This is a genomic window from Frankia nepalensis (assembly GCF_016786325.1).
GTDB classification, from domain to species: Bacteria; Actinomycetota; Actinomycetes; order Frankiales; family Frankiaceae; genus Pseudofrankia; species Pseudofrankia nepalensis.
In genome coordinates this window covers 1-20,947 of sequence record NZ_JADWYU010000100.1, presented here as the reverse complement: position 1 = coordinate 20,947, position 20,947 = coordinate 1, and the positions used below count along the sequence as shown (strand labels likewise).

The window sequence follows — 20,947 nt, the reverse complement described above, 5'->3', positions numbered from 1 at the left end:
CGCGGCACATGATCGACGACAGCGCCCTGGGGCCGTCGCGGACAAGGCCGGGTCACGACCTCCAAAGGCCAGGTCACGACCTCCAGAAGACACAGACAGCGATCATGTCCGGCCTCGCGGCAGGGCGAACCTTGGCGGTGCCGGCACCGGAGCCGGCACCAGGGTCGTTCCCGTGATCTTGCCGGGGCGGCTCGACCGCCGGACGGCACACATCCGATGATTACTGGCCTGTAGGCAGCCCGCCGACTTCCTTGATCGTCAGATGTGCGCGCTGTCCGGCGATTTCTGCCCGTTTTGTCCCTGAATCCCGCTCAGATCTGGTGACCTACCAAGGGGACTGGGCCGGGACGGGGCGAAGATCACTGACTGTGTGCGCCGATTGGCGTTCCGTGACCGCCGACCAAGATCCATAGCAGGCGCACTGGCACCGCCTTTAGCGCCGCCTCTCGCGGGACTGGCCCCGGCCCAGCACCCGATGTGATCGAGCTCTGGGCCCGCCGGTAGGTCGCGGCCGTAGCCGCTCCACGACCCACCGAGGCGCGGCCGGCGGCTATTCAGCGCGAACCGGCCGTGATGGCCGCGCCCTGGACACCGAGCAGACAAGTGCCCGGCTCACCGCCCAGGCAGCCTGCCGCGGCGTTTCCGCTGTGGGTTCGATGCACCTCGCTATCCACAGCCTGTGGACATCGGTCGGGCACGCCGGCGAGATCCCGCGGGCCTTGGCTGGATGCGGGCCGGGAGTCCGGGTTTGGTCGGGGCCGGCCAGCAGACCACGGGTAGGTCACGCTGATTGAGGTCCCTCTGGGTTTGCCGTGCCATGCGGGCGCGTATCCCCTTCGATATCCACAGCCTGTGGGCAGATGGTGGGGATAGACCGACTACAAGCGCCCGATACGGCCACAGCCGACTTGTCTGACGTTCGCGGACTCGGGCCCCTATGTGGGCTGGAGGAAGGCCGTGCGGACCGGGGGGCCACGGGAGTGGTCCTCACCCACAGCTTGTGGACAGAGCTGTGGACGAGTCTCGGGATGGGTGGGGCAACCGGCGACGCCCGTCGACAACGCCCGAACTGCGCACTTTGTCCCCCGGTTGGCCCGGAACTCGCCGCTGGTGGGCGGCGTCCTCCGGCGCGGCCGCCGCCCGTCGGACAGTGCCCATCCGGGCACATCGCCCGATCGGCTACCGCTTTCTCTGGAGGGGCACCGTGCAACGGCTGTGGAGAACAGGGGGACGACCTGGGGACAGCATGGGGATGACTCGGGGGTGAACGGTGGATGGCATGTGTGGACGGGTCGGCCATGTGGACGAACACCCGGTCCACCCACAGCGTCACCCACATGCTCTCCACCGGGTCTCTGGGCCTCTGACCTGCGAAAACGCGGGTTATCCCCAGTTTCCACAGGCCCTACTACTACGACGATCAAAATTTCTTAATGAAGATCAAAAGAAAAGAGCAGCAGGGCCTGGGGATGAAGCTCGCCGCAGCGGCGCCCGAGCCCGGGGCCCCTGCCGCCTCCGCCCGGGGCCACACATCGACCACGCTCCGTGTTCAGTTGTGCGCGGGTGAGGTCGGACCGCTCGCGAACCTGTCGGAGGGCTCTGAGATGCTGGACCGGTTCGTCGCCGCCGCTGGCCGTCCGACCACCTCGGGCATGGCCACGGCGAGACCGCGCGTCCCGTGGCCGCCAGCCGACCTGGTCCCGGGAAAGCAAGCGAGGGGGCAGGCATGAGGTTCCGGGTCGAACGGGACGAGTTCACGGAGGCGGTCGCCTGGACGGCGCGCAGCCTGCCGAGCCGCACGGCCACGGCGACCCAGCAGCAGGTCCTCACCGGCCTGCTCCTCGACGCGAGCGGGCCGGGCCTGGTGGTCGCCGCCTTCGACTACGAGGTCGCCGCGCAGGCGAAGCTGGAGGCGACGATCTCCGAGGAGGGCCGCGCGCTGGCCCCCGGCCGGATGCTCGCGGACATCACCAAGCAACTGCCGGCCGCGCCGGTCGAGGTGTGGACCGACGGCACCGGCCTGGTGATCTCCTGTGGCAACGCCCGGTTCACCCTGCGGACCATGCCGGTCGACGAGTACCCGACGCTGCCCCCGCTGCCGCCGGTCACCGGGTACATCGAGGGCAGCGTGTTCGGCGCCGCGGTCGGGCAGGTGGCGGTCGCCGCGGGCAAGGACGACACGCTTCCGGTGCTCACCGGCGTGCGTCTCGAGATCGAGGGCGACCAGTTGACCCTCGCGGCCACCGACCGCTACCGGCTCGCGGTGCGCACGCTGAAGTGGCGCCCGGAGAGCCCGGACGCGGCCGGTGTCGCGCTCATCCCGGCGCGCACCCTGCTCGACACCGCCAAGTCACTGGCCGGTGGCTCGGTCGAGGTCGCGATCGCGATCGGCACCGGCCCATCCGGCGAGGCGCTCGCCGGCTTCGCCGGTAACAACCGCCAGACGACCACCCGGCTCGTCGACGGCCAGTTCCCGCCCTACCGCAAGCTGCTGCCGGACTCCTGCCCGCTGATCGCGGCCGCGGAGAAGGGCCCGCTGCTCGAGGCCGTCAAGCGGGTCGCCCTGGTCGCGCCGAAGACCGCGCCGGTCAAGCTCGCCTTCACCGAGGACCATCTCGAGCTGGAGGCCGGCAGCAACGGCGGCGAGGCACAGGCCTCCGAGACGCTGCCCGCGACCTACTCCGGCCCTGACCTCGAGGTCGCGTTCAACCCGGCCTACCTCCAGGACGCGCTGAACGCGCTCGACTCCGACCAGGTCGAGTTCGGGTTCGCGAGCGCCGAGGAGGCCGAGGTAGCGGCGAAGAAGCCAGCCATCCTCACCGGCAAGGGCACCGGCGAGGAGACCCCCGACTACCGCTACCTGTTGATGCCTATCCAGCTCAACGGCTGACGCTCATCGACCACGGGCGGCTTTCCTGGCTTCCACGCGATAGCCCCGAAGCCCGCGCCTACCCCGGGTCGCGGCGCGCCGACAAGGGCCGCCAGGCAACCGGCGCATCCGGATGGCAGTCGGACTGCTGCAGGCTGGGTCGCGGCGCGCCGACAAAGGGCCGCCAGGCAACCCGACCCCATCGCATCTCGGCCTAGGCAACCAGCCGGACAGAAGCGCGAGGAGGCAGTAAAAGGCGACACACAGCGCGACCGACAGCTGGGAGCGGAAGGCACCATAGGATGCATGTCACGCACCTGCAACTGGTCGACTTCCGGTCCTACCCAGCCCTCGAGCTGACCCTCCCGCCGGGGGTGGTGACGTTCGTCGGCGCCAACGGCCAGGGCAAGACGAACCTGCTCGAGGCCATCGGCTACCTGGCCACCCTGGGCAGCCACCGGGTCTCCACCGACGCCCCCCTGATCCGCGAGGGCGCCGAGCGGGCGGTGATCAGGTCCCGCGTCGTGCGCGGTGACCGGGCGGCGCTCGCCGAGATCGAGATCGTCACCGGCCGGGCCAACCGGGTCCGGCTCAACCGCCGGCAGCTTCCCCGCCCGCGCGACCTGCTCGGCCTGCTGTCGGTCGTGCTGTTCGCGCCGGAGGATCTCGCGATGGTCAAGGGCGATCCCACCGAGCGACGGCGTTTCCTCGACGACCTGCTGGTCGCCCGGACGCCCCGGCTCGCCGGGGTGATCTCCGACTACGAGCGGGTGCTACGCCAGCGCACCACCCTGCTGCGCGGCCGCGGCGACCTGCGCACCCTCGACTCCTGGGACGAGGCGCTGGCCCGCCACGGCGCGGAGCTGCTCGCCGCGCGGCTCGGGCTGGTGGACGAGCTGCGCCCCCTGGTCGCCGCCGCCTACACGGCGGTCGCCGGCTCGGGCGACCTGGCGTCGCCGACCCCGCCGGCGCCGGTCGGCCTCGACTACCGCTCGAGCGTGTCCCCGCCGGAGGGCGCCGACCGGGAGGCACTCGCGGCCGCGATGCTCTCCCAGCTCGCCGCGCTGCGGCCGCGGGAGGTGGAACGCGGCGTCACCCTCGCCGGTCCGCACCGTGACGAGCTGATGCTCTCGATCAGCGGGCGCGCGGCCCGCGGATACGCGAGCCATGGCGAGTCCTGGTCACTGGCGCTCGCGCTGCGGCTGGCGTCGTTCGAGCTCCTGGTCGCCGACGACCGCGAGCCGGTGCTGCTGCTCGACGACGTGTTCGCCGAGCTCGACACGCACCGCCGCCGCCGGCTGGCCGAGCTGGTCGCGCCGGCCGAGCAGGTGCTGATCACCGCGGCGGTCGGCGCGGACGTGCCGGCCGAGCTCGGCGGCCCGCGGTTCGTCGTCGAAACGGGGGAGGTCCGAAGTGTCGACTGAGGCGGCCGAACCGGCGAGTCCCGGCGGATCTTCGGCGCCGGAGACCTCCGCGCCAGGGTCTCCCGCGCCGAAGGGCGCGGACCTGGCCCGCGAGCTGCTCGCCAGGGCGAAGGCGGACGCCCGTGCCCGCGGCCGGGGCGGCCGGCCGGGTGCCGGGCCGGGCGCGGACGGCAGGCCGGAGGGCGCCCGGTCCCGGACCGGCGTCCCGGCGGACGACGATCGGGAGCCGCCCCAGCGGCCGCGCCAGCCGGGGATCGCCGCGCCGGGGCGGGAGTGGCGCGAGCCGACCAGCTTCCAGGCCGCGATCGGCCGGCTGCTCGCGTCCCGCGGCTGGCAGGGGAAGGCGTCCGACTCGGCGGTGCTCGCCCGCTGGGACACCATCGTCGGCCCGGACATCTCCGCGCACGCCACCCCGGTGTCGCTGCGCGACGGCGTGCTGGAACTGGTCGCCGAGTCGACCGCCTGGGCCACCCAGCTGCGTTTCCTCGCGCCGAGGATCCTCGCGGAGCTGCGCCGCGAGCTGGGGGCGGGCGTGGTCACCCGGGTGAACGTGCGCGGCCCGTCGGCACCGTCCTGGCGGCACGGCCCGGCCAACACCGGTGGCCGGGGCCCGCGGGACACCTACGGCTGAGCCGCCGCGCGGCCGCGACGGGCTCGGGGCGCCGTGACGATGCCCACTCTTGATATGATCATGAATTTGGGCGCTCGGTGGGCCACGCCGGCGATGATCGGCCCACCTCGTGCGGGACGGCGCCGGTGAGATGGGAATCGGCGCGGATCGGCGCCACACGACGCGGGGCGGGGTGGGCGCGTAGGGGAGTTCGCCCACTCCCCGCCGGGGTCGCTACGCGGACGTCAGGCGCCACCCTGCGTCTGTTGTGGCGGGTTGCCAGGTAGACTGATGAGAGTTTCGGCCCGTAACGAGGGCGCATAACGACGGCGGCTTCATGACGAGGGCGGCTTGAAGAGGGGAACCGGTGCGTGGCGTACGACGCTAGTTCGATCAAGGTTCTCGAGGGTCTCGACGCGGTCCGCAAGCGGCCGGGCATGTACATCGGTTCCACCGGGGAACGTGGCCTGCACCACCTCGTCTACGAGGTGGTGGACAACTCCGTCGACGAGGCGCTCGCCGGGTACTGCGACACCATCAGCGTGACGCTGCTCGCCGACGGCGGCGTGCGGGTCGTCGACAACGGCCGCGGCATCCCGGTCGGCATCCACCCCACCGAGAAGAAGCCCACGGTCGAGGTCGTGCTCACGGTCCTGCACGCGGGCGGCAAGTTCGACGGCGAGTCCTACGCCGTGTCCGGCGGCCTGCACGGCGTCGGCATCAGCGTCGTCAACGCGCTGTCGACCAGGCTCGAGGTCGAGATCAAGGTCGACGGCTTCACCTGGTTCCAGAGGTACACCGACCAGCGGCCCGGGCCGCTGGAGAAGCGCGACCCCCTGAAGAGGAACCAGCGCACCGGCACCACGGTCACGTTCTGGGCCGACCCGGAGATCTTCGAGACCACCGACTACAAGTACGAGACCCTCTACCGACGGCTCCAGGAGACGGCCTTCCTGAACAAGGGCATCTCCATCACGCTGCGGGACGAGCGGCCGGAGGACGAGCCGGCCGAGGTCACGTTCATGTACGAGAACGGCCTCGCCGACTTCGTCACCCACCTGAACGCGACAAAGGAGCCGATCCACAAGACGATCATCGCCCTCGAGTCCAAGGGGAAGGGCATCGAGGCCGACGTCGCCATGCAGTGGAACGGCGGCTACAACGAGTCGGTCTACACGTTCGCGAACACGATCAACACGCACGAGGGCGGTACCCACGAGGAGGGCTTCCGGGCGGCGCTCACCAGCGCGGTGAACGCCTACGCCAAGGACCAGAACCTGCTCAAGCCGCCGAAGGCCGGTTCCAAGGCGGGCGATGAGCGGCTGTCCGGCGACGACATCCGCGAGGGTCTGACCGCGATCATCTCCGTCAAGCTGGCCGAGCCGCAGTTCGAGGGCCAGACGAAGACGAAGCTTGGCAACACCGAGGCCAAGAAGTTCGTCCAGGAGATGTGCTACTCCGCGCTGCGGGACTGGCTCGACGCGAACCGGCCCGAGGCACGGGCCATCGTCAACAAGGCGCTCGACGCGCAGCGGGCCCGGATCGCCGCCCGCGCGGCCCGCGACCTGACCCGGCGCAAGGGCCTGCTCGGCGGCACCGGCCTGCCCGGCAAGCTGGCCGACTGCCAGTACACCGACCCGGAGCGCTGCGAGCTCTACATCGTCGAGGGTGACTCCGCCGGCGGCTCGGCCAAGGGCGGCCGTGACTCGAAGTTCCAGGCGATCCTGCCGCTGCGCGGCAAGATCCTCAACGTCGAGAAGGCCCGCATCGACCGGGTGCTCAAGAATACCGAGGTCCAGGCGCTGATCCAGGCGCTGGGCACCGGTATCCATGACGACTTCGACATCGCCAAGCTGCGCTACCACAAGATCGTGCTGATGGCCGACGCCGACGTCGACGGCCAGCACATCCGGACGCTGCTGCTCACGCTGCTCTTCCGGTTCATGCGCCCGCTGGTCGAGGCCGGCCACGTGTTCCTCGCCCAGCCACCCCTCTACAAGATCAAATGGGGCCGGGAGGACTGGGAGTACGCCTACTCCGACCGGGAACGTGACGGCCTCCTCGAGCGTGGCGTCGAGTCCGGTCGCAAGCTGCCCAAGGACGCGATCCAGCGGTTCAAGGGCCTTGGCGAGATGAACGCGACCGAGCTGTGGGACACCACCATGGACCCCGACCGGCGGATTCTGCTGCAGGTCACGCTCGACGACGCGGCTGTCGCCGACGAGCTGTTCAGCGTCCTGATGGGTGAGGACGTCGACGCCCGCCGCAGCTTCATCCAGCGCAACGCCAAGGACGTCCGGTTCCTCGATATCTAGCGGGGGTGAACCCTGTTCGCTGGCCTGCGGCCAGCTTCCCGAAGGCCCGCTAGATCATGTTGCTCCGGGGGCGACCCCCGGACCCCCGATGTCGGGCTTCGCCCGACCGGGGCGTCCGACGGGGCGTCTGATGCGAGGGCACGCGGCGGGCTGGCCGCGATCGATGGCACCAACTGCGACGTATGTGGCGCATTGACCGACTAATTACCCGCTGTCGGGGTAGCAACCGACAGGTTTCGCACTGCCTGGAAGGACATCGTGGTCGACGTACTACCGCCGCCTGGCGACCGGATCGAGCCGATCGGCATCGAAGTCGAGATGCAGCGGTCGTACCTCGACTACGCGATGTCGGTCATCGTCGGGCGGGCCCTGCCGGAGGTCCGTGACGGCCTCAAGCCCGTGCACCGCCGGGTGCTCTACGCCATGTACGACGGCGGGTACCGCCCGGATCGCGGGTACTTCAAGTGCTCCCGCATCGTCGGTGACGTCATGGGTAACTACCACCCTCACGGCGACTCGGCGATCTACGACACCCTGGTGCGGCTCGCGCAGCCCTGGTCGCTGCGCTACCCGCTGGTCGACGGGAACGGCAACTTCGGCTCGCCGGGCAACGACCCGCCCGCCGCCATGCGGTACACCGAGGCACGCATGGCCGCGCTCGCCATGGAGATGCTGCGTGACATCGACGCGGAGACCGTCGACTTCGCGCCGAACTACGACGGGCGCTCGCAGGAGCCGCTCGTGCTGCCGAGCCGGTTCCCGAACCTGCTTGTCAACGGCGCGGGCGGTATCGCGGTCGGCATGGCGACGAACATCCCGCCGCACAACCTGCGCGAGGTCGCCACCGGCGTGCAGTGGGCGCTCAACCACCCGGACGCCACCGACGAGGAACTGCTCGAGGCCCTCCTCGGCATCGTCAAGGGCCCCGACTTCCCGACCTCCGGCCTCATCGTCGGCCGGTCCGGGATCGAGGACGCCTACCGCACCGGTCGCGGCAGTATCCGGATGCGCGCGGTCGTCAACGTCGAGGAGAACAAGGGCCGTACCCAGCTCGTCGTCACCGAGCTGCCCTACCAGGTCAACCCGGACAACCTCGCCGAGAAGATCGCCGAGCTGGTCCGCGACAACAAGATCTCCGGGATCGCGGACGTCCGGGACGAGACCTCGGCCCGCATCGGCCAACGGCTGGTCATCGACCTCAAGCGGGACGCCATCGCCAAGGTCGTGCTGAACAACCTGTACAAGCACACCCAGCTGCAAGACACCTTCGGCGCGAACATGCTGGCGATCGTCGACGGGGTGCCGCGCACCCTGCGCCTCGACCAGATGATCCGTTACTACGTCGAGCACCAGATCGACGTCGTCGTCCGGCGCACCCGCTACCAGCTGCGCAAGGCCCGCGAGCGGCTGCACGTGCTGGACGGTCTGCTCATCGCGCTCGACCACCTCGACGACGTGATCGCGCTGATCCGCAACGCCGAGTCCGCCGACGTCGCCCGCGGCCAGCTGATGCAGCGCTACTCGCTCTCGGAGATCCAGGCGACCGCGATCCTGGACATGCAGCTGCGCCGCCTGGCCGCCCTCGAGCGGCAGCGGATCATCGACGAGGCGGCCGAGCTGCGCGCCCGGGCCGCCGAGCTCGAGGCGATCCTCGCCTCGCCGCAGCGGCAGCGCGAGATCATCGGCGAGGAGCTCAAGGAAGTCGTCGACAAGTTCGGCGACGAGCGGCGCACCCGGATCGTGCCGTTCGAGGGTGAGATGTCCATCGAGGACCTGATCGCCCAGGAGGACGTCGTCGTCACGGTCACCCGCGGCGGCTACGCCAAGCGCACCAAGACCGACCTGTACCGCTCGCAGCGGCGCGGCGGGAAGGGCGTGCAGGGCGCGGCGCTGCGCGAGGACGACATCGTCGACCACTTCTTCGTCACCACCACCCACCACACCCTGCTGTTCTTCACGAACAAGGGCCGGGTGTACCGGGCCAAGGCGCACGAACTGCCCGAGCAGGCCCGCAGCGCCAAGGGCCAGCATGTGGCGAACATCCTGGCCTTTGGCCAGGATGAGCGGATCGCCCAGGTCATGGCCATCCGCGACTATCGGACCGCGCCCTACCTGGTGCTCGCCACCAAGCGCGGCCTGTGCAAGAAGACGGCGCTTACGGACTTCGACTCGAACCGCGCCGGCGGCCTGGTCGCGATCAACCTTCGCGAGGACGACGAGGTGATCGGTGCCCGGCTCGTCGGCCCGCAGGACGACCTGCTGCTGGTCAGCCGCCGGGCGCAGTCGATCCGGTTCCACGCCGACGACGAACAGCTGCGCCCGATGGGCCGGGCGACCTCCGGCGTGATCGGCATGCGCTTCGACACCGACGACGAGCTGCTGTCCCTCGAGGTCGTCCAGCCTGACTCGACCGCCGACCTGCTGGTCGCGACCGCCGGCGGCTACGCCAAGCGGACCCCGCTGACCGAGTACCCGGTGCAGGGACGCGGCGGCAAGGGCGTGCTCACCGCGAAGATCGTCGCCAGCCGGGGCGGCCTGGTGGGCGCGCTCGTCGTCGAGCCGAACGATCAGCTGTACGCCATCGCGTCGAACGGCGGCGTCTTGCGTACCGTAGCCAAGGACGTGCGCCGGGCCCAGCGCCAGACGATGGGCGTCCGCCTCATCGACCTGGAGGCTGGTGTGCAGGTTGTGGGAGTCGCGCGTAATGCTGATGCTGAGGACGGCGACGGCGACGAGCCGGCGGCAGGTTGACGGTAGCTGAGGGGAGACGCGTGAGCGACAAGGACGAGCGACCGGGTCGGTCCGGCGCGCTCCCGGCGACCGCTACCGATACCGACGACCCAGCCGGAGACGGTAATCCGTTCTTCGAACGGCCAGGAGGAAAGAAGGACGCAACGGCCACCAAGCCGGCCATCAAGCCGGCCTCCGGGCCGTCCACCGGCTCCGGGTCCACGCGGACGGTGACGAAGGAGCCGTCGGCGAACGGGGCGAACGCCGAAGCCGCCGACGCCGACCGGACCGCGACGGTGCGCGCGGTCGCCGCCTCGCCGGCGCCGGCGGCCCCGACGCCCGCCGCGCCGTCCGGCGCGAAGCCGCCGACGCCCAAGGCCGCGCCCCCGGACACGAAGCCGGCGGCGTCGCCTGGGGCGCGGCCGGCCTCCGCGGGAGCGGCGACCACGAAGGTCTCCACCGCCAGCCCGCCGCCGGGTGCTTCCGACTGGGCCGACCGGTCGGAGCGGTATGCACCAACCGGCGGCCGCGCCGCGCCGCCGAAACCGGTCGCGCCGGACCAGCCGGCGCAAGCGCCGCGCGACCCCGACACCATGGCCATCGTGCGTAGCCCAGCCAGACCCTCCTCGGGGTCCGACGGCGCGCGCGACGCGAGCCGAGAGCACGGCGCCGCCGAGCGCGCGGCGCGATCCAGCCGGTCCGGCGGAGGCACCCGCAAGACCGCCGCCGTGACGACGCCACCTGCCGCGGACCCGGACCGCACGGTCATCGACCCGGTGAAGCCCACCATGCCCCCGCCCGGTCGCGGACCCGCGGTGCCGGCCGAGCGCATGCCCACCCCGGCACCCGGTACCCGCCCCGTCGGCGGTCCCATGGGCCCTCCGCAGGGAGCTCCACAAGGCGCGCCACCGCACGACCGCGGCCGTCCCGACCAGGAGTACCAGGAGTGGGCCAGGCCGCCGCGCACACCCGACCCCGCGGCGCACCAGGGCCGGTACGAGCCACGTCCGGAACCGCGTCCTGAGCCTCGGCCCGCGAACTACGGCGTCGACCCTGGCGGGAGCGAAGGCGGTCAGGCCGTCCGGCAGGCCCGGCTGCGGCTCACCCGGATCCGTCCGCTGTCCGTCACCAGGCTGGCGTTCGCGTTCTCGCTGTGCATCTTCCTCGTCGTGATGGTCGCCGTGGCGGTCCTCTGGTTCGTCCTGAACTCGATCGGCGTGTTCGACAGCGTCGTCGACGCCGCCGGCACCCTGACCTCGGGGGAGGACAACAGCGTCAGCACCTGGCTGTCGTTCGGCCGCGCCATGCAGATCAGCCTGCTCGTCGGCGCGATCAACGTCGTCCTGCTGACCCTGCTCTCGACCCTCGGCGCCTTGCTGTACAACCTCTGCGCCGACATGATCGGCGGAGTCGAGGTCACCCTCAGCGATCACTAGCCGTCCCCAGGACGGCGGTTGCCACATCAGCGAAGCCGTCCTGTAGTCTTGCTCTCGCGACCCCGACCACTGGTCGGGAACCCGGACCTATAGCTCAGTCGGTTAGAGCGCTTCCCTGATAAGGAAGAGGCCGGTGGTTCAAGTCCACCTAGGTCCACGCGATCGGGTTTGTCTGTTCGCGATCCTTTTGGATCGCTCCCTGGCTCCCGCGTCATGTTGCTCCGGGGCCGAGCCCCGGACCCCACGCCAGGGGGCGGAGCCCCCTGGACCCCCTAGGTCGGAGCCGTGGTGGTTGGGTTCTCCAGGTAGCGGGTCAGTCTGATCTTGTCTTGCCCGCTGGGCTCGTCTCGCTCCCATCCGTGTGGTTGCTTCGGCTCTTCGCCGGTTTCTTGGGAACGTTGCCTGGCTTCCGGGACATGTGGCCGCGGGGCGGAGGTCCGGACTCCCGGCCAGGGGGCTTCGCCCGGGCCGGAGTCCCCTCCCGCGGATCTTGACCAGGCCGCTGGACCGCCGATTCGCGTACGCATCTGACGATCACCGACCCGTGGAGACGCGGCAGCTTCCTTGATCGTCGGATGTGTGTACTGTCCGGCGGCTTCTGCCCGTTTCGTCCATGAACTTCGTACAGATCTGGTGATCTACCGGCGAGACCAGGCTGAGGCGGGTCGAAGATCTGCCGGTTGTGTGCGCGGATCGGTGTTCCGCGCTGGGTCCGAGTGTCGTCAAGATCCGTGAGGGGCGCCGCGGAACCTCTCGCGCTCCCGTCCGCCGCGAGGCCGGGCCTGGCGCGGCCTCGCTCCTCTCCGCTGGGAGCGGCCGTGGCGCTCGTTCCGCCTGCCGATGGGGCTGGGTGGGGCGTAGGTGGTGAAGATGCCGAAGAGATCAATGCCACGAGTGCTATCCGTGGTCAGCCGAGTGCCTACTTTCCGTTGTTGTTCGTTACCTCGGGAAGGTGGGTGCTGACCGTGGCGGTCAGGGCAACGGGAATCTTGCTTCTTCTGTGCTACCTGGTGAACAGGCGATTACTGGATCACATGCGAGGTCGGGGTCGCGGGTTCGATTGGCAGGAAGATCGGCCTAATCTGTCCTAATGTGACAGCAACGGCGCTGCTCTCGACCGGACGGCGAGAGGGAGCCTGAACCGTGGGAGGGCGCACCGTTGCGGATCGCTTTGCTGTCGTACCGCAGTCTTCCGACCTGTGGGGGCCAGGGCGTCTACGTCCGCCAGGTGTCCCGCGAACTCGTCGCTTTGGGTCACGAGGTCACCGTCATCAGTGGGCCGCCCTATCCGATCCTGGACGACGGAGTTGCGCTCCAGAAGCTGCCCAGCCTCGATCTGTGGAGCGAGCCCAACGCGTTCCGGTGGCCGGCACCGCGGGAGCTGCGTGATCTCGCCTCGATGACCGAATTCGTGATGATGCGGACGGGCCAGTTCTCCGAGCCGCTGGCGTTTAGCCTTCGGGCCTACAAGGCACTCAAACCGCGCAAGGGCACTCCGCCGCCGTTCGACATCGTGCACGACAACCAGACGCTTGGCTATGGAATGGTCGCGCTGCGTCGAGCACTGGCGCCCCACGGCATCCCGGTGGTGGCGACGCTGCATCACCCGATCACCGTCGACCGCCGGCTGCACCTGGAGGCCACGAAGGGGATCAAGAACCGCTTCGGGGTCCGCCGGTGGTACTCGTTCCTGCCCATGCAGGCCCGGGTCGCGCGCCAGCTGGACGGCATCATCATCCCGTCCGAGAGCTCGCGGACGGACATCAACGCGGACATGGGCCTACCGTCCGAGCAGATGCACACCGTCCCGCTCGGCACCGAGCACGAGGTGTTCTCGCCGGACCCGTCGGTGGCGAAGGTGCCGGGCCGGATCGTGGTCGTCACCAGCGCGGACGTCCCGCTCAAGGGCCTGTCGGTGCTGCTGGAGGCCCTCCCCAAGATCCGGGTGGAGCGGGAGAACGCGCACGTCGTCTGCGTCGGCAAGGCGCGGGCCGGCGGCGCCGCCGCGCGTCAGGTCAGCGAGCTGGGGCTTACCGACGTGGTCACGTTCCGCTCCAACCTCGAGCAGTCGGAACTCGTCGACCTGCTGCGTTCCGCCGAGGTCGCGGTCGTTCCGTCGCTGTATGAGGGGTTCAGCCTGCCGGCGGTCGAGGAGATGTCCTGCGGGCTTCCGCTGGTCGCGACCACCGCGGGGGCTCTGCCCGAGGTGACCGGCCCGGATGGCGAGGCGGCGCTCACGGTGCCGCCGGGTGATGCCGGCGCGCTGGCCGTCGCCATCACCCGGCTGCTCGACGACCCCGAACTGCGGGCGCGCCTGGGCGCGGGCGGACGGCGTCGGGTCGAAAAACGGTTCTCCTGGAAGGCGGCGACCGCGGGCACGGCCGCGTGGTATGCCGAGCGGATCGAGGCCCATCGGGCGGCGACGTCGAAGACACCCCGCACGGCGGGCCAGAACGTCACGGACCGCGGGTAGCACATGCTGACCGTTGACTTCGACCGGTTCCCGGTCGGGCCGGGCGACCGCGTGCTCGACCTGGGCTGTGGGGCCGGCCGGCACGCGTTCGAGGTCTACCGACGCGGCGCCGACATCGTGGCGCTCGACTACTCGTTCGACGACGTTGCCGCCGTCCGCACCATGTTCGGCGCCATGGCGCTGGAGGGTGCGGCGCCGGCGCGGACCAGCGCCGGCGCGGTGCGCGGCGACGCGTTCCGGCTGCCGTTCGCGGACGCGACGTTCGATCGGGTGATCGCCGCCGAGATCCTCGAGCACCTGCCGGCGGACGAGGTGGCGATAGGCGAGCTGGTCAGGGTGCTGCGCCCGGGCGGGCTCGCCGCGGTCACGGTTCCGGCCTGGCTACCGGAACGGGTCTGCTGGGGCCTGTCCACCGGCTATCACACCGTCGAGGGCGGTCATGTCCGTATCTACAAGCGCGACGAGCTGGTCGGCCGGCTGACCGCGGCGGGCCTGGAGCTCATCGGGGGGCACCAGGCACACGCGTTGCACTCGCCGTACTGGTGGCTGCGTTGCCTGGTCGGGGTGCACGACGACGACCACCCGGCGACGAAGCTGTATCACCGGTTGCTGGTCTGGGACATGATGAAGCGCCCCAAGCTGACCCGGTGGACCGAACAGGCGCTCAATCCGGTGCTGGGGAAGAGCGTCGTGCTCTACTTGCGCAGGCCGCCGGCTCCGGCCGTCGCGGCCGCCCAGTTCACGACGTTCGAGGAGACTGGCCGTGGAGTCGGCTGAGGAGTCTGAGCCGCAGCTGGTGCGGCCCGACGGGCTCATGGCGCCCGACCGGTCCGAAACAACGGGACGGCCCGGGTGGCCGGACCAGATCAAGCTGCCCGATCGGCCGGCGCGGCCCGAGCCTGCCTGGCACACGCCGTTGCTGACCCGCGCGGAGATCGAGGCGACCGCCGACTCGATCGTCGCCATGCAGGAGCCGGACGGCGCGATCCCCTGGTTCCCCGGTGGCCATACCGACGCGTGGGACCACCTCGAGTGCGCCATGGCCCTGGAGCTCGGCGGCCGGGAGGACGCGGCCCAGCGCGCCTGGGAGTGGCTGGTGCGCAACCAGCGCCCCGACGGCTCCTGGGCGACCAGCTACATCGGTGGCGGGGTCAAGGAGGACTTCGCGGACAGCAACCAGTGCGCCTACGTCGCCACGGCCGTCTGGCACCGCTGGCGGCGCACCGGGGACCGGGCCTTCGTCTCCCGGATGTGGCCGGTGGTCCGCGCCGCGCTGGACTTCGTCGTCGACCTGCAGGCACCCAGCGGCCAGATCTGGTGGGCGCGCTCGGCGGACGGGCAGGAGTATCCGGCGGCGCTGGTCACGGGGTGTGCCAGCACGCTGCACAGCCTGCGCTGCGGGCTCGGCCTCGCGGCGCTCGTCGGCGAGTCCCAGCCCGGCTGGGAGCTGGCCATCGGCGCGGTCGCGCACGCCCTGCGCACCCATCCCGAGTACTTCCTGGTCAAGGACCGCTGGTCGATGGACTGGTACTACCCGGTGATCGGCGGCGCGCTGCGCGGCGAGGAGGGCCTGGCCCACCTGCGTACCCGCTGGGACGACTTCGTGGTCGACGGGCTCGGCATCCGCTGCGTCGACGACCAGCCGTGGGCCACCGGTGCCGAGACCTGCGAGCTGGCGATCGCGATGCATCTCGTCGGCGAGACGGCGGCGGCGCGCACGCTGGTCAACGACATGCAGCACCTGCGCCACCATGACGGTGCCTACTGGACCGGCTGGCAGTTCGAGACCGGCTGCCACTGGCCGGTGGAGCGGAGCACCTGGACGGCGGCCGCCGTCATTCTCGCCGTCGACGTGCTCGCCGGTGGAGTCAGCGAGGCGGTGTTCCGTGGTGATGACCTGCCCGAGCCGCTGACCATCCTCGAACCGGCCGGAAACGCGTCCGGGCTCCCGGCCGGCGCGATACCCGGCGACCGGGTCGCGCCACGTCCCCGTGACCCGGATCAACTGGAACTGGGCTGCGACTGCGAGCCCGCGCCGTTGCTCGCCGCCTGGGCGCGCGGCCCGCTGGCCGACCGCCTGTCCAACGCCCTCTGACCGGGGCGGCGCCAGCCCGCGTCGGCCGGCCGGTCGGATCCGACCAGGGAGCGCGCGACCGCACCTCCCACGGATGCCCGCCCAGGAACCAGCGCCGTGGGACAACCGGCGCCATGGGACGGAAGCCGCCGGGCCGCCGACCGGGGGCGGCGGTTCCGTGACGGCCTCAGGCCCGTGCGCCGGCCCAGGAGCGCGTCAGGCGACGCGTTCGAGCACGCGCAGCGAGCCGGCGCGGGACCGTTCCTTGAAGCCCTCGGCGAGCGCGCGCAGCATGACGTGGTACGGCGCCTGGCCGCCGTCCGCGGGGTCGGGGAACACGTCGTGGATGAGCAGCAGGCCGCCGGGCGCCACGTGGCGGCCCCAGGCCTCGTAGTCGGCCTGGGCCTGCTCCTCGGCATGCCCGCCGTCGATGAACAGCAGCGCGACGGGCGTGGTCCACCAGCCGCCGACGTCCTCCGTGCGGCCGACGACGACGGTGACGACGTCCTCGACCCCCGCGCCCTCGAGGTTGCGGCGCAGGAAGGGCAGCGTGTCCATCCGGCCGGTGCGTGGGTCGACCACGGTCGGGTCGTGGTACTCCCAGCCCGCCTGGTTCTCCTCGGAGCCGCGGTGGTGGTCGACGGTGACCACCCTCGCCCCGGCGGCCCGCGCGGCCGCGGCGAGGTAGATCGTCGACTTCCCGCAGTACGTGCCGACCTCGAGGATCAGCCCGCCGGCCGGCACCTCGGCCGCGGCGGCGTAGAGCGCGTCACCCTCGTCCTCGGGCATGAACCCCTTCGCGGCCAGCGCCGCCCGCCGCAACTCCTCGTCCACGAGGTAGGTACTACCAGAAACCGGCCCATGGCCGCCCGGGTTGGTGACCGGCCTGGCTTGGCGACGGACCTGGGCTCAGGACCGGCCCGGCCCGAGGATCGCCCGCGTGGGCCGTGTCCCCGCCGGCCGTTCGGCAGTCCCTGGAAGATCAACCGGCCGGTGGCCGGGCGGTTCCCGAAGCCGCTGTAGCGATCTTGAGGGCCTGCCTGGAACCTTGTCGACCAATCCGACCTAACGGTTGTTCTCTATTGGTTCAAGGAGTACACCCTTTTAACTGGCTTTGGCGCGCGAAGGGATCCGAGACGATGCCGGACCCGGCGGTGGGACGTGGATGGCGACTCGGGACGCTGGCGACCGCGCTGGTCGCGCTGCTGGCGCTGGTGCTCGCCGGCTGCGGTGGCTCGTCGGGGAAGGGCAAGAACCGGGACGGGGACGACGCCGCCGCGCCCGCGGTACCGGGCGGGAACGCCGGAGCCCCGGCCTATACCGGGCCGACGCGGGGCGCGGCGGGTGACTCGTTCTACCGGCCGGCGGATCCGCTGCCCGCCGGCAAGCCGGGGGACGTGCTCAGCTATCGGACGGTGCCCGCCCCCGCCCAGCTTGCGTCGCTTGGGGCCACCGTCTACCAGGTGCTCTACCTTTCGACCGACGCGCTCGGCAAGCCGGCCGCCGTGTCCGGCACGATCGTCCTGCCCGGCGGGGTGGACGTCTCCAAGGCCCCGGTCCTCAGCTACGCCGCCGGGTCGCACGGCATCGGCGACCGCTGCGCCCCGTCGAAGGGCATCGCCGACGGCTCCGACTACGGGCTGGACGAGATCGCCGCCGCCGCCCGGCACGGCTGGGTGGTCGCGGCCACCGACTACCAGGGCCTCGGCACTCCGGGCGAGCACACCTACGTGGTCGGCCGGGCCGAGGGCCACGCGGTGATCGACGCGGCCCGTGCCGCCCTGCGCCTGCCCGGCGCCCACCCCGCGGCGAACGCCAAGGTCGCGTACTGGGGCTACTCGCAGGGCGGCGGCGCGGCGGCCTGGGCCGGTGAACTGACCGCGACCTACGCGCCGGAGCTCGCCCTCGTCGGCGTCGCCGCCGGCGGGGTGCCGGCCGACCTGGCCGAGGTCTCCAAGGTCCTGGAAGGCTCCCAGCAGGTCGGCCTGCAGTTCATGGCCGCGGTCGGCTTCGACGCCGCCTACCCCGAACTGCGGCTGGACAGTTTCCTCACGCCGGCTGGCCGCACGGCGATCGACGCCCTGCGCGCCGGCTGCCTCGACGCCATCGCGGGTCTCGCCGGCAAGGGAACCGCGGACATCGCGACCATCAACCCGCTGAGCACAGCGGTCTGGCAGAAGCGGCTGGCGGAGAACAAGCTCGGTTCCGCGCCGCCCAGTGTCCCGCTCTTCCTGTACCACGGCACCAAGGACGTCACTGTCGCTTATCCCCAGGGCGAGGCCCTGATGCGTGCCTACTGCGCGAAGGGCGCCACGGTCACCTGGCAGACCTTCGACGGCGATCACGGCGCCGGGACGGCCGTCGCCCCCGCCGCCCTCGACTTCCTGACCGCCCGCTACGCCAACCTGCCCACTCCCAACACCTGCTGACCGGCCGTCGCCCAGCGCTGCTCGTAGCTGGACCACGCCGCGCACCGGCCCGGCGAGCTGTTCGTCGAACCTTCCGGCCGGAATGCCGACCGTCCGTTCGGCGAAACGTGACCCGCGGCCGGCCTGAAGGCGTACGCCAACGAAGACTGCTCCTGGCTACGAGGAGGAGTCAGGGCTGTCGGCGCCGGCGATGAGCGAGATCGCGCGGTTACGCCGGCGGTTCCAGAGCGCGGCCCGTTCCCTGGCCCGCGCCATCTTCCGCTGGTCATAGCGGCGCCGCGCCCATGAGCTGCCTGGGGCGGCGAGTCGCAGGACGCCCCAGATTCCGATGATGGTCGCGAAGACGCTGAACAGCGCGACCCAGGGTTTGCCCTTGAGCGCGGTCAGCACGGTAAGGGAGAGATTGAACAGCACGAGCGCCACCAGTGTCCAGCGGGCGGAGCGTTCGTCGTCACTGATGTCATCCAGCCCGAAGGGAACGGCGCGGACCAGGAGGAGTCCGGTCAAAGCCGTGGCGACGATGACGGCGTCGACGGAGGATCGACCCTCCCTGGTCCAGTAGACGTCTTTCAGGTGCAGCAGGAGCGCGTATTCATCGAGAACGAGGCCAGCGCCGATCCCGAAGATGAGCGCGAGGATGTCGCGCCACGGGTGGGCTACGCCGCTGGCGAAGCTGATCGTGCCGGCCACGAGCATCATGAGCACACCGAAGAACTCGTGGTGCACGTGCACCCCACCGGCCGAGATGTTTCCCGGCCACCATCGGACATTTGCCCGAATCAGGCGAGCGGAGGTCCTGATGAACAGGAACCCGCCAACGAGACCGACCAGAAGAAGCAGTAGAGGTTGGCGACCGGTTCTGACGAACTGATCATGATATGAACCCGTGAGCCAGGACCACTCCACACGCGGAGTCTCCCAGCACGGCCCGGTACGCGCGCCGCGCGGACCTTTACGGTCAGGGCACCCGGCCGGTCGGATGTCCGTACGACCCCGGATACCCAGAAAACCCCGGGTGCCCAGGAATCCGACCACGGTTCCGGTTGCGCTCGCCGAGCAGCAACCCGGCGCCACATCTCATGATCTTATTTGAATTCAGGAGCCATGACTCCAATGGTTTCACCGGAGGACGAAATCGCAACAGAGTTCGAACACTCCCGCCCAGCGGCCCAGAGGAGGTACAGGCCAGGTTCGGCTCTTACCAGCCAGGCGGCAGTGGGAGTCCCGGGCTCGGCCAGGCCGAGCGGTCGCGGATATGACCTGGAAGGGCATGACCTGGAAGGAAAGACGGCCTCGTCTTCGCGCCCGCGGCCGGGACGCTGATGGAGCCGCCGCACCGTCACGCGCCGAGTCCAGGGGCGCGCCCGCGGGCGGACACTCCCACTACTCCCGTGCACGGACGTCACCAGGTGCCAAGCGGCGCAACATCCCAGGCCAGGTGGATGGTGGGCCGGGTCCGGAGGGTGAGGGGGTCATCCCTTCCGCCGACGAAGTTCAGCACCAGGGACTCCTGCCCGGCCTTCTTCACGATCGTCAGGTGCTCAAGGCGCCGGATCCTGCCGCGAGCGAGGCGATCTCTTTCCCTGCCGCGAACAGCGTGATGTAGGCATCGCCCGGCAGCGGGTCGAGAGAGAACAGCACCTCCTGCTCGCCTCGGGCGAGCCGGAACGAGTGAAGCCCGACGGGCCACGGCGAGTCGATCTCGGACGTGGGCTCATCCTCGAAAAGCCAGATCAGATCCGCAAGATCCGGAATCTCCACGATGCCACCGTAGTGCGCTGGTCGACGGTGTGCGGGTGTGAGGGCCGGCCCTCATGGCTGGGGCGTGCGTGACGGCTGGGGAATGCGTGATCCCCCGCGGGCACGTCACCATGAAGCCCTATCCGAAGACCGAGGCCGGCCGGCGCTCGATCCTGGCGCCGCCCTTGCTGGTCGCGCAGCTCAAACGGCCGGCGAAGATCGACCGTCCGGCCGGATGATCCGGCGTTCCCGAACGCGGTCGGTCATCTGCCGTAACGTTCGAACTTCTGGCGCTACGTCTGAAGCCGGCGCGTGACCTGGCCTGCCTGCGCGGCTGGCGTTCCACGCCCCGCGGCACTGCCGCACGGCGCGGCTGGATCTCCGAGGGCGTGCCCGTCAACGTCGTCCAAGTCGCGCTTGGCCACACGCACGCGCGCACCACGCTCGATCGGTACACACTCCGGCCGGCGGACTGCGAAGAGCGGCTACGGTCGGCGTTCACCGATCCGGAGGAGGATTCCGAGACCCTTGCTGACGATCCGCTGACCGGTGACGACCAGTGAAGATCGTTAATCAGGTAAAGGCGCTGGTGGAGACGAGGGGACTCGAACCCCTAACCCCTGCCTTGCAAAGGCAGTGCTCTGCCAGTTGAGCTACGCCCCCGTACGTCCCGGCCGGCAGGGAGACGCCGGCCCTGCCGCCACAGGGGCGGCGCGCCTTCCAAGGGTACGGCATTCAGGGCTTGGTAGAGGAGCCCAAAAGTCCCTAGTCGCTGGTTGGTCAGGTTGGGGTAACTGGACGTACGGTTGTGGTGTCTGGCTGGGCCGTTTCGGGGGAGGTGCCCGAT

15 protein-coding genes and 2 tRNA genes are annotated in these 20,947 nt (G+C 70.6%); 13 read left to right on the top strand and 4 right to left on the bottom strand.

The features are described 5' to 3' along the window. Positions 1 to 1,726: 1,726 nt before the first annotated feature. From dnaN to I6A81_RS10765, 10 genes are all read left to right on the top strand, one after another. A complete protein-coding gene (gene dnaN / locus I6A81_RS10810) occupies positions 1,727 to 2,890 on the top strand; it encodes a DNA polymerase III subunit beta (protein ID WP_203002042.1) in 1,164 nt (387 codons plus the stop codon). 281 nt (positions 2,891 to 3,171) lie between these two features. Further along, positions 3,172 to 4,293: a DNA replication/repair protein RecF gene (gene recF, locus I6A81_RS10805; protein WP_203002043.1), complete on the top strand. Its 1,122-nt coding sequence runs from the start codon at positions 3,172 to 3,174 to the stop codon at positions 4,291 to 4,293. Beyond that, positions 4,283 to 4,924, top strand: a complete 642-nt coding sequence (locus I6A81_RS10800; RefSeq protein WP_307874579.1) for a DUF721 domain-containing protein — start codon at positions 4,283 to 4,285, stop codon at positions 4,922 to 4,924. Before recF ends, I6A81_RS10800 begins: the two co-directional genes overlap by 11 nt. A 350-nt stretch (positions 4,925 to 5,274) precedes the next feature. After that, positions 5,275 to 7,218, top strand: a complete 1,944-nt coding sequence (gene gyrB / locus I6A81_RS10795) for a DNA topoisomerase (ATP-hydrolyzing) subunit B (protein ID WP_203002044.1) — start codon at positions 5,275 to 5,277, stop codon at positions 7,216 to 7,218. Positions 7,219 to 7,476: 258 nt separating this feature from the next. Next, entirely contained in the window at positions 7,477 to 9,969 is a 2,493-nt protein-coding gene (gyrA, locus tag I6A81_RS10790) for a DNA gyrase subunit A (RefSeq protein WP_203002045.1), read from the top strand. Between the two features lie 20 nt (positions 9,970 to 9,989). Beyond that, the gene (locus I6A81_RS45490; RefSeq protein ID WP_203002046.1) at positions 9,990 to 11,384 is read left to right on the top strand and encodes a DUF3566 domain-containing protein; all 1,395 of its coding nucleotides are present in this window, start codon (positions 9,990 to 9,992) and stop codon (positions 11,382 to 11,384) included. Positions 11,385 to 11,467: 83 nt separating this feature from the next. Next, a tRNA-Ile gene (locus I6A81_RS10780) sits at positions 11,468 to 11,541 on the top strand. Positions 11,542 to 12,543: 1,002 nt separating this feature from the next. Next, positions 12,544 to 13,857: a glycosyltransferase family 4 protein gene (locus I6A81_RS10775; RefSeq protein ID WP_203002047.1), complete on the top strand. Its 1,314-nt coding sequence runs from the start codon at positions 12,544 to 12,546 to the stop codon at positions 13,855 to 13,857. Between the two features lie 3 nt (positions 13,858 to 13,860). Further along, on the top strand, positions 13,861 to 14,634 hold the full coding sequence (locus I6A81_RS10770; protein WP_203002048.1) for a class I SAM-dependent methyltransferase: 774 nt from the start codon (positions 13,861 to 13,863) through the stop codon (positions 14,632 to 14,634). Between the two features lie 187 nt (positions 14,635 to 14,821). After that, positions 14,822 to 15,952 carry a prenyltransferase/squalene oxidase repeat-containing protein gene (locus I6A81_RS10765; RefSeq protein WP_407661286.1) on the top strand — a complete coding sequence of 377 codons (1,131 nt, stop codon included), beginning with the start codon at positions 14,822 to 14,824 and terminating at the stop codon, positions 15,950 to 15,952. Between the two features lie 195 nt (positions 15,953 to 16,147). Here the strand turns inward: I6A81_RS10765 and I6A81_RS10760 are convergent, their stop codons facing one another. Beyond that, a complete protein-coding gene (locus I6A81_RS10760) occupies positions 16,148 to 16,765 on the bottom strand; it encodes a class I SAM-dependent methyltransferase (RefSeq protein WP_203002050.1) in 618 nt (205 codons plus the stop codon). A 305-nt stretch (positions 16,766 to 17,070) separates the two neighbouring features. On the opposite strand from I6A81_RS10760, the gene I6A81_RS10755 reads away from it, so the two are divergent. Beyond that, the gene (locus I6A81_RS10755) at positions 17,071 to 18,360 is read left to right on the top strand and encodes a lipase family protein (RefSeq protein WP_238428709.1); all 1,290 of its coding nucleotides are present in this window, start codon (positions 17,071 to 17,073) and stop codon (positions 18,358 to 18,360) included. A 156-nt stretch (positions 18,361 to 18,516) separates the two neighbouring features. On the opposite strand, the gene I6A81_RS10750 is transcribed toward I6A81_RS10755, so the two are convergent. After that, the gene (locus I6A81_RS10750; protein WP_203002051.1) at positions 18,517 to 19,266 is read right to left on the bottom strand and encodes a hypothetical protein; all 750 of its coding nucleotides are present in this window, start codon (positions 19,264 to 19,266) and stop codon (positions 18,517 to 18,519) included. A 627-nt stretch (positions 19,267 to 19,893) separates the two neighbouring features. After that, a complete protein-coding gene (locus I6A81_RS10745; protein WP_203002052.1) occupies positions 19,894 to 20,121 on the bottom strand; it encodes a hypothetical protein in 228 nt (75 codons plus the stop codon). A gap of 68 nt (positions 20,122 to 20,189) precedes the next feature. Between I6A81_RS10745 and I6A81_RS10740 the strand changes: the two genes are divergently transcribed. Both I6A81_RS10740 and I6A81_RS10735 read left to right on the top strand, forming a co-directional pair. After that, positions 20,190 to 20,339, top strand: a complete 150-nt coding sequence (locus I6A81_RS10740) for a hypothetical protein (protein ID WP_203002053.1) — start codon at positions 20,190 to 20,192, stop codon at positions 20,337 to 20,339. Positions 20,340 to 20,489: 150 nt separating this feature from the next. Continuing rightward, complete coding sequence (locus I6A81_RS10735; RefSeq protein WP_203002054.1) at positions 20,490 to 20,663, top strand: hypothetical protein; 174 nt, start codon at positions 20,490 to 20,492, stop codon at positions 20,661 to 20,663. A gap of 24 nt (positions 20,664 to 20,687) precedes the next feature. Here I6A81_RS10735 and I6A81_RS10730 read toward each other — a convergent pair. Further along, positions 20,688 to 20,763 (bottom strand) — tRNA-Ala (locus I6A81_RS10730). Positions 20,764 to 20,947 lie beyond the last annotated feature (184 nt).

Coding starts and splice junctions, on each gene's coding strand:
- dnaN (WP_203002042.1), top strand. CDS start 1,727: ATGAGGTTCCGGGTCGAACGGGACGAGTTCACGGAGGCGGTCGCCTGG.
- recF (WP_203002043.1), top strand. CDS start 3,172: ATGCATGTCACGCACCTGCAACTGGTCGACTTCCGGTCCTACCCAGCC.
- I6A81_RS10770 (WP_203002048.1), top strand. CDS start 13,861: ATGCTGACCGTTGACTTCGACCGGTTCCCGGTCGGGCCGGGCGACCGC.
- I6A81_RS10765 (WP_407661286.1), top strand. CDS start 14,822: ATGCAGGAGCCGGACGGCGCGATCCCCTGGTTCCCCGGTGGCCATACC.
- I6A81_RS10755 (WP_238428709.1), top strand. CDS start 17,071: ATGCCGGACCCGGCGGTGGGACGTGGATGGCGACTCGGGACGCTGGCG.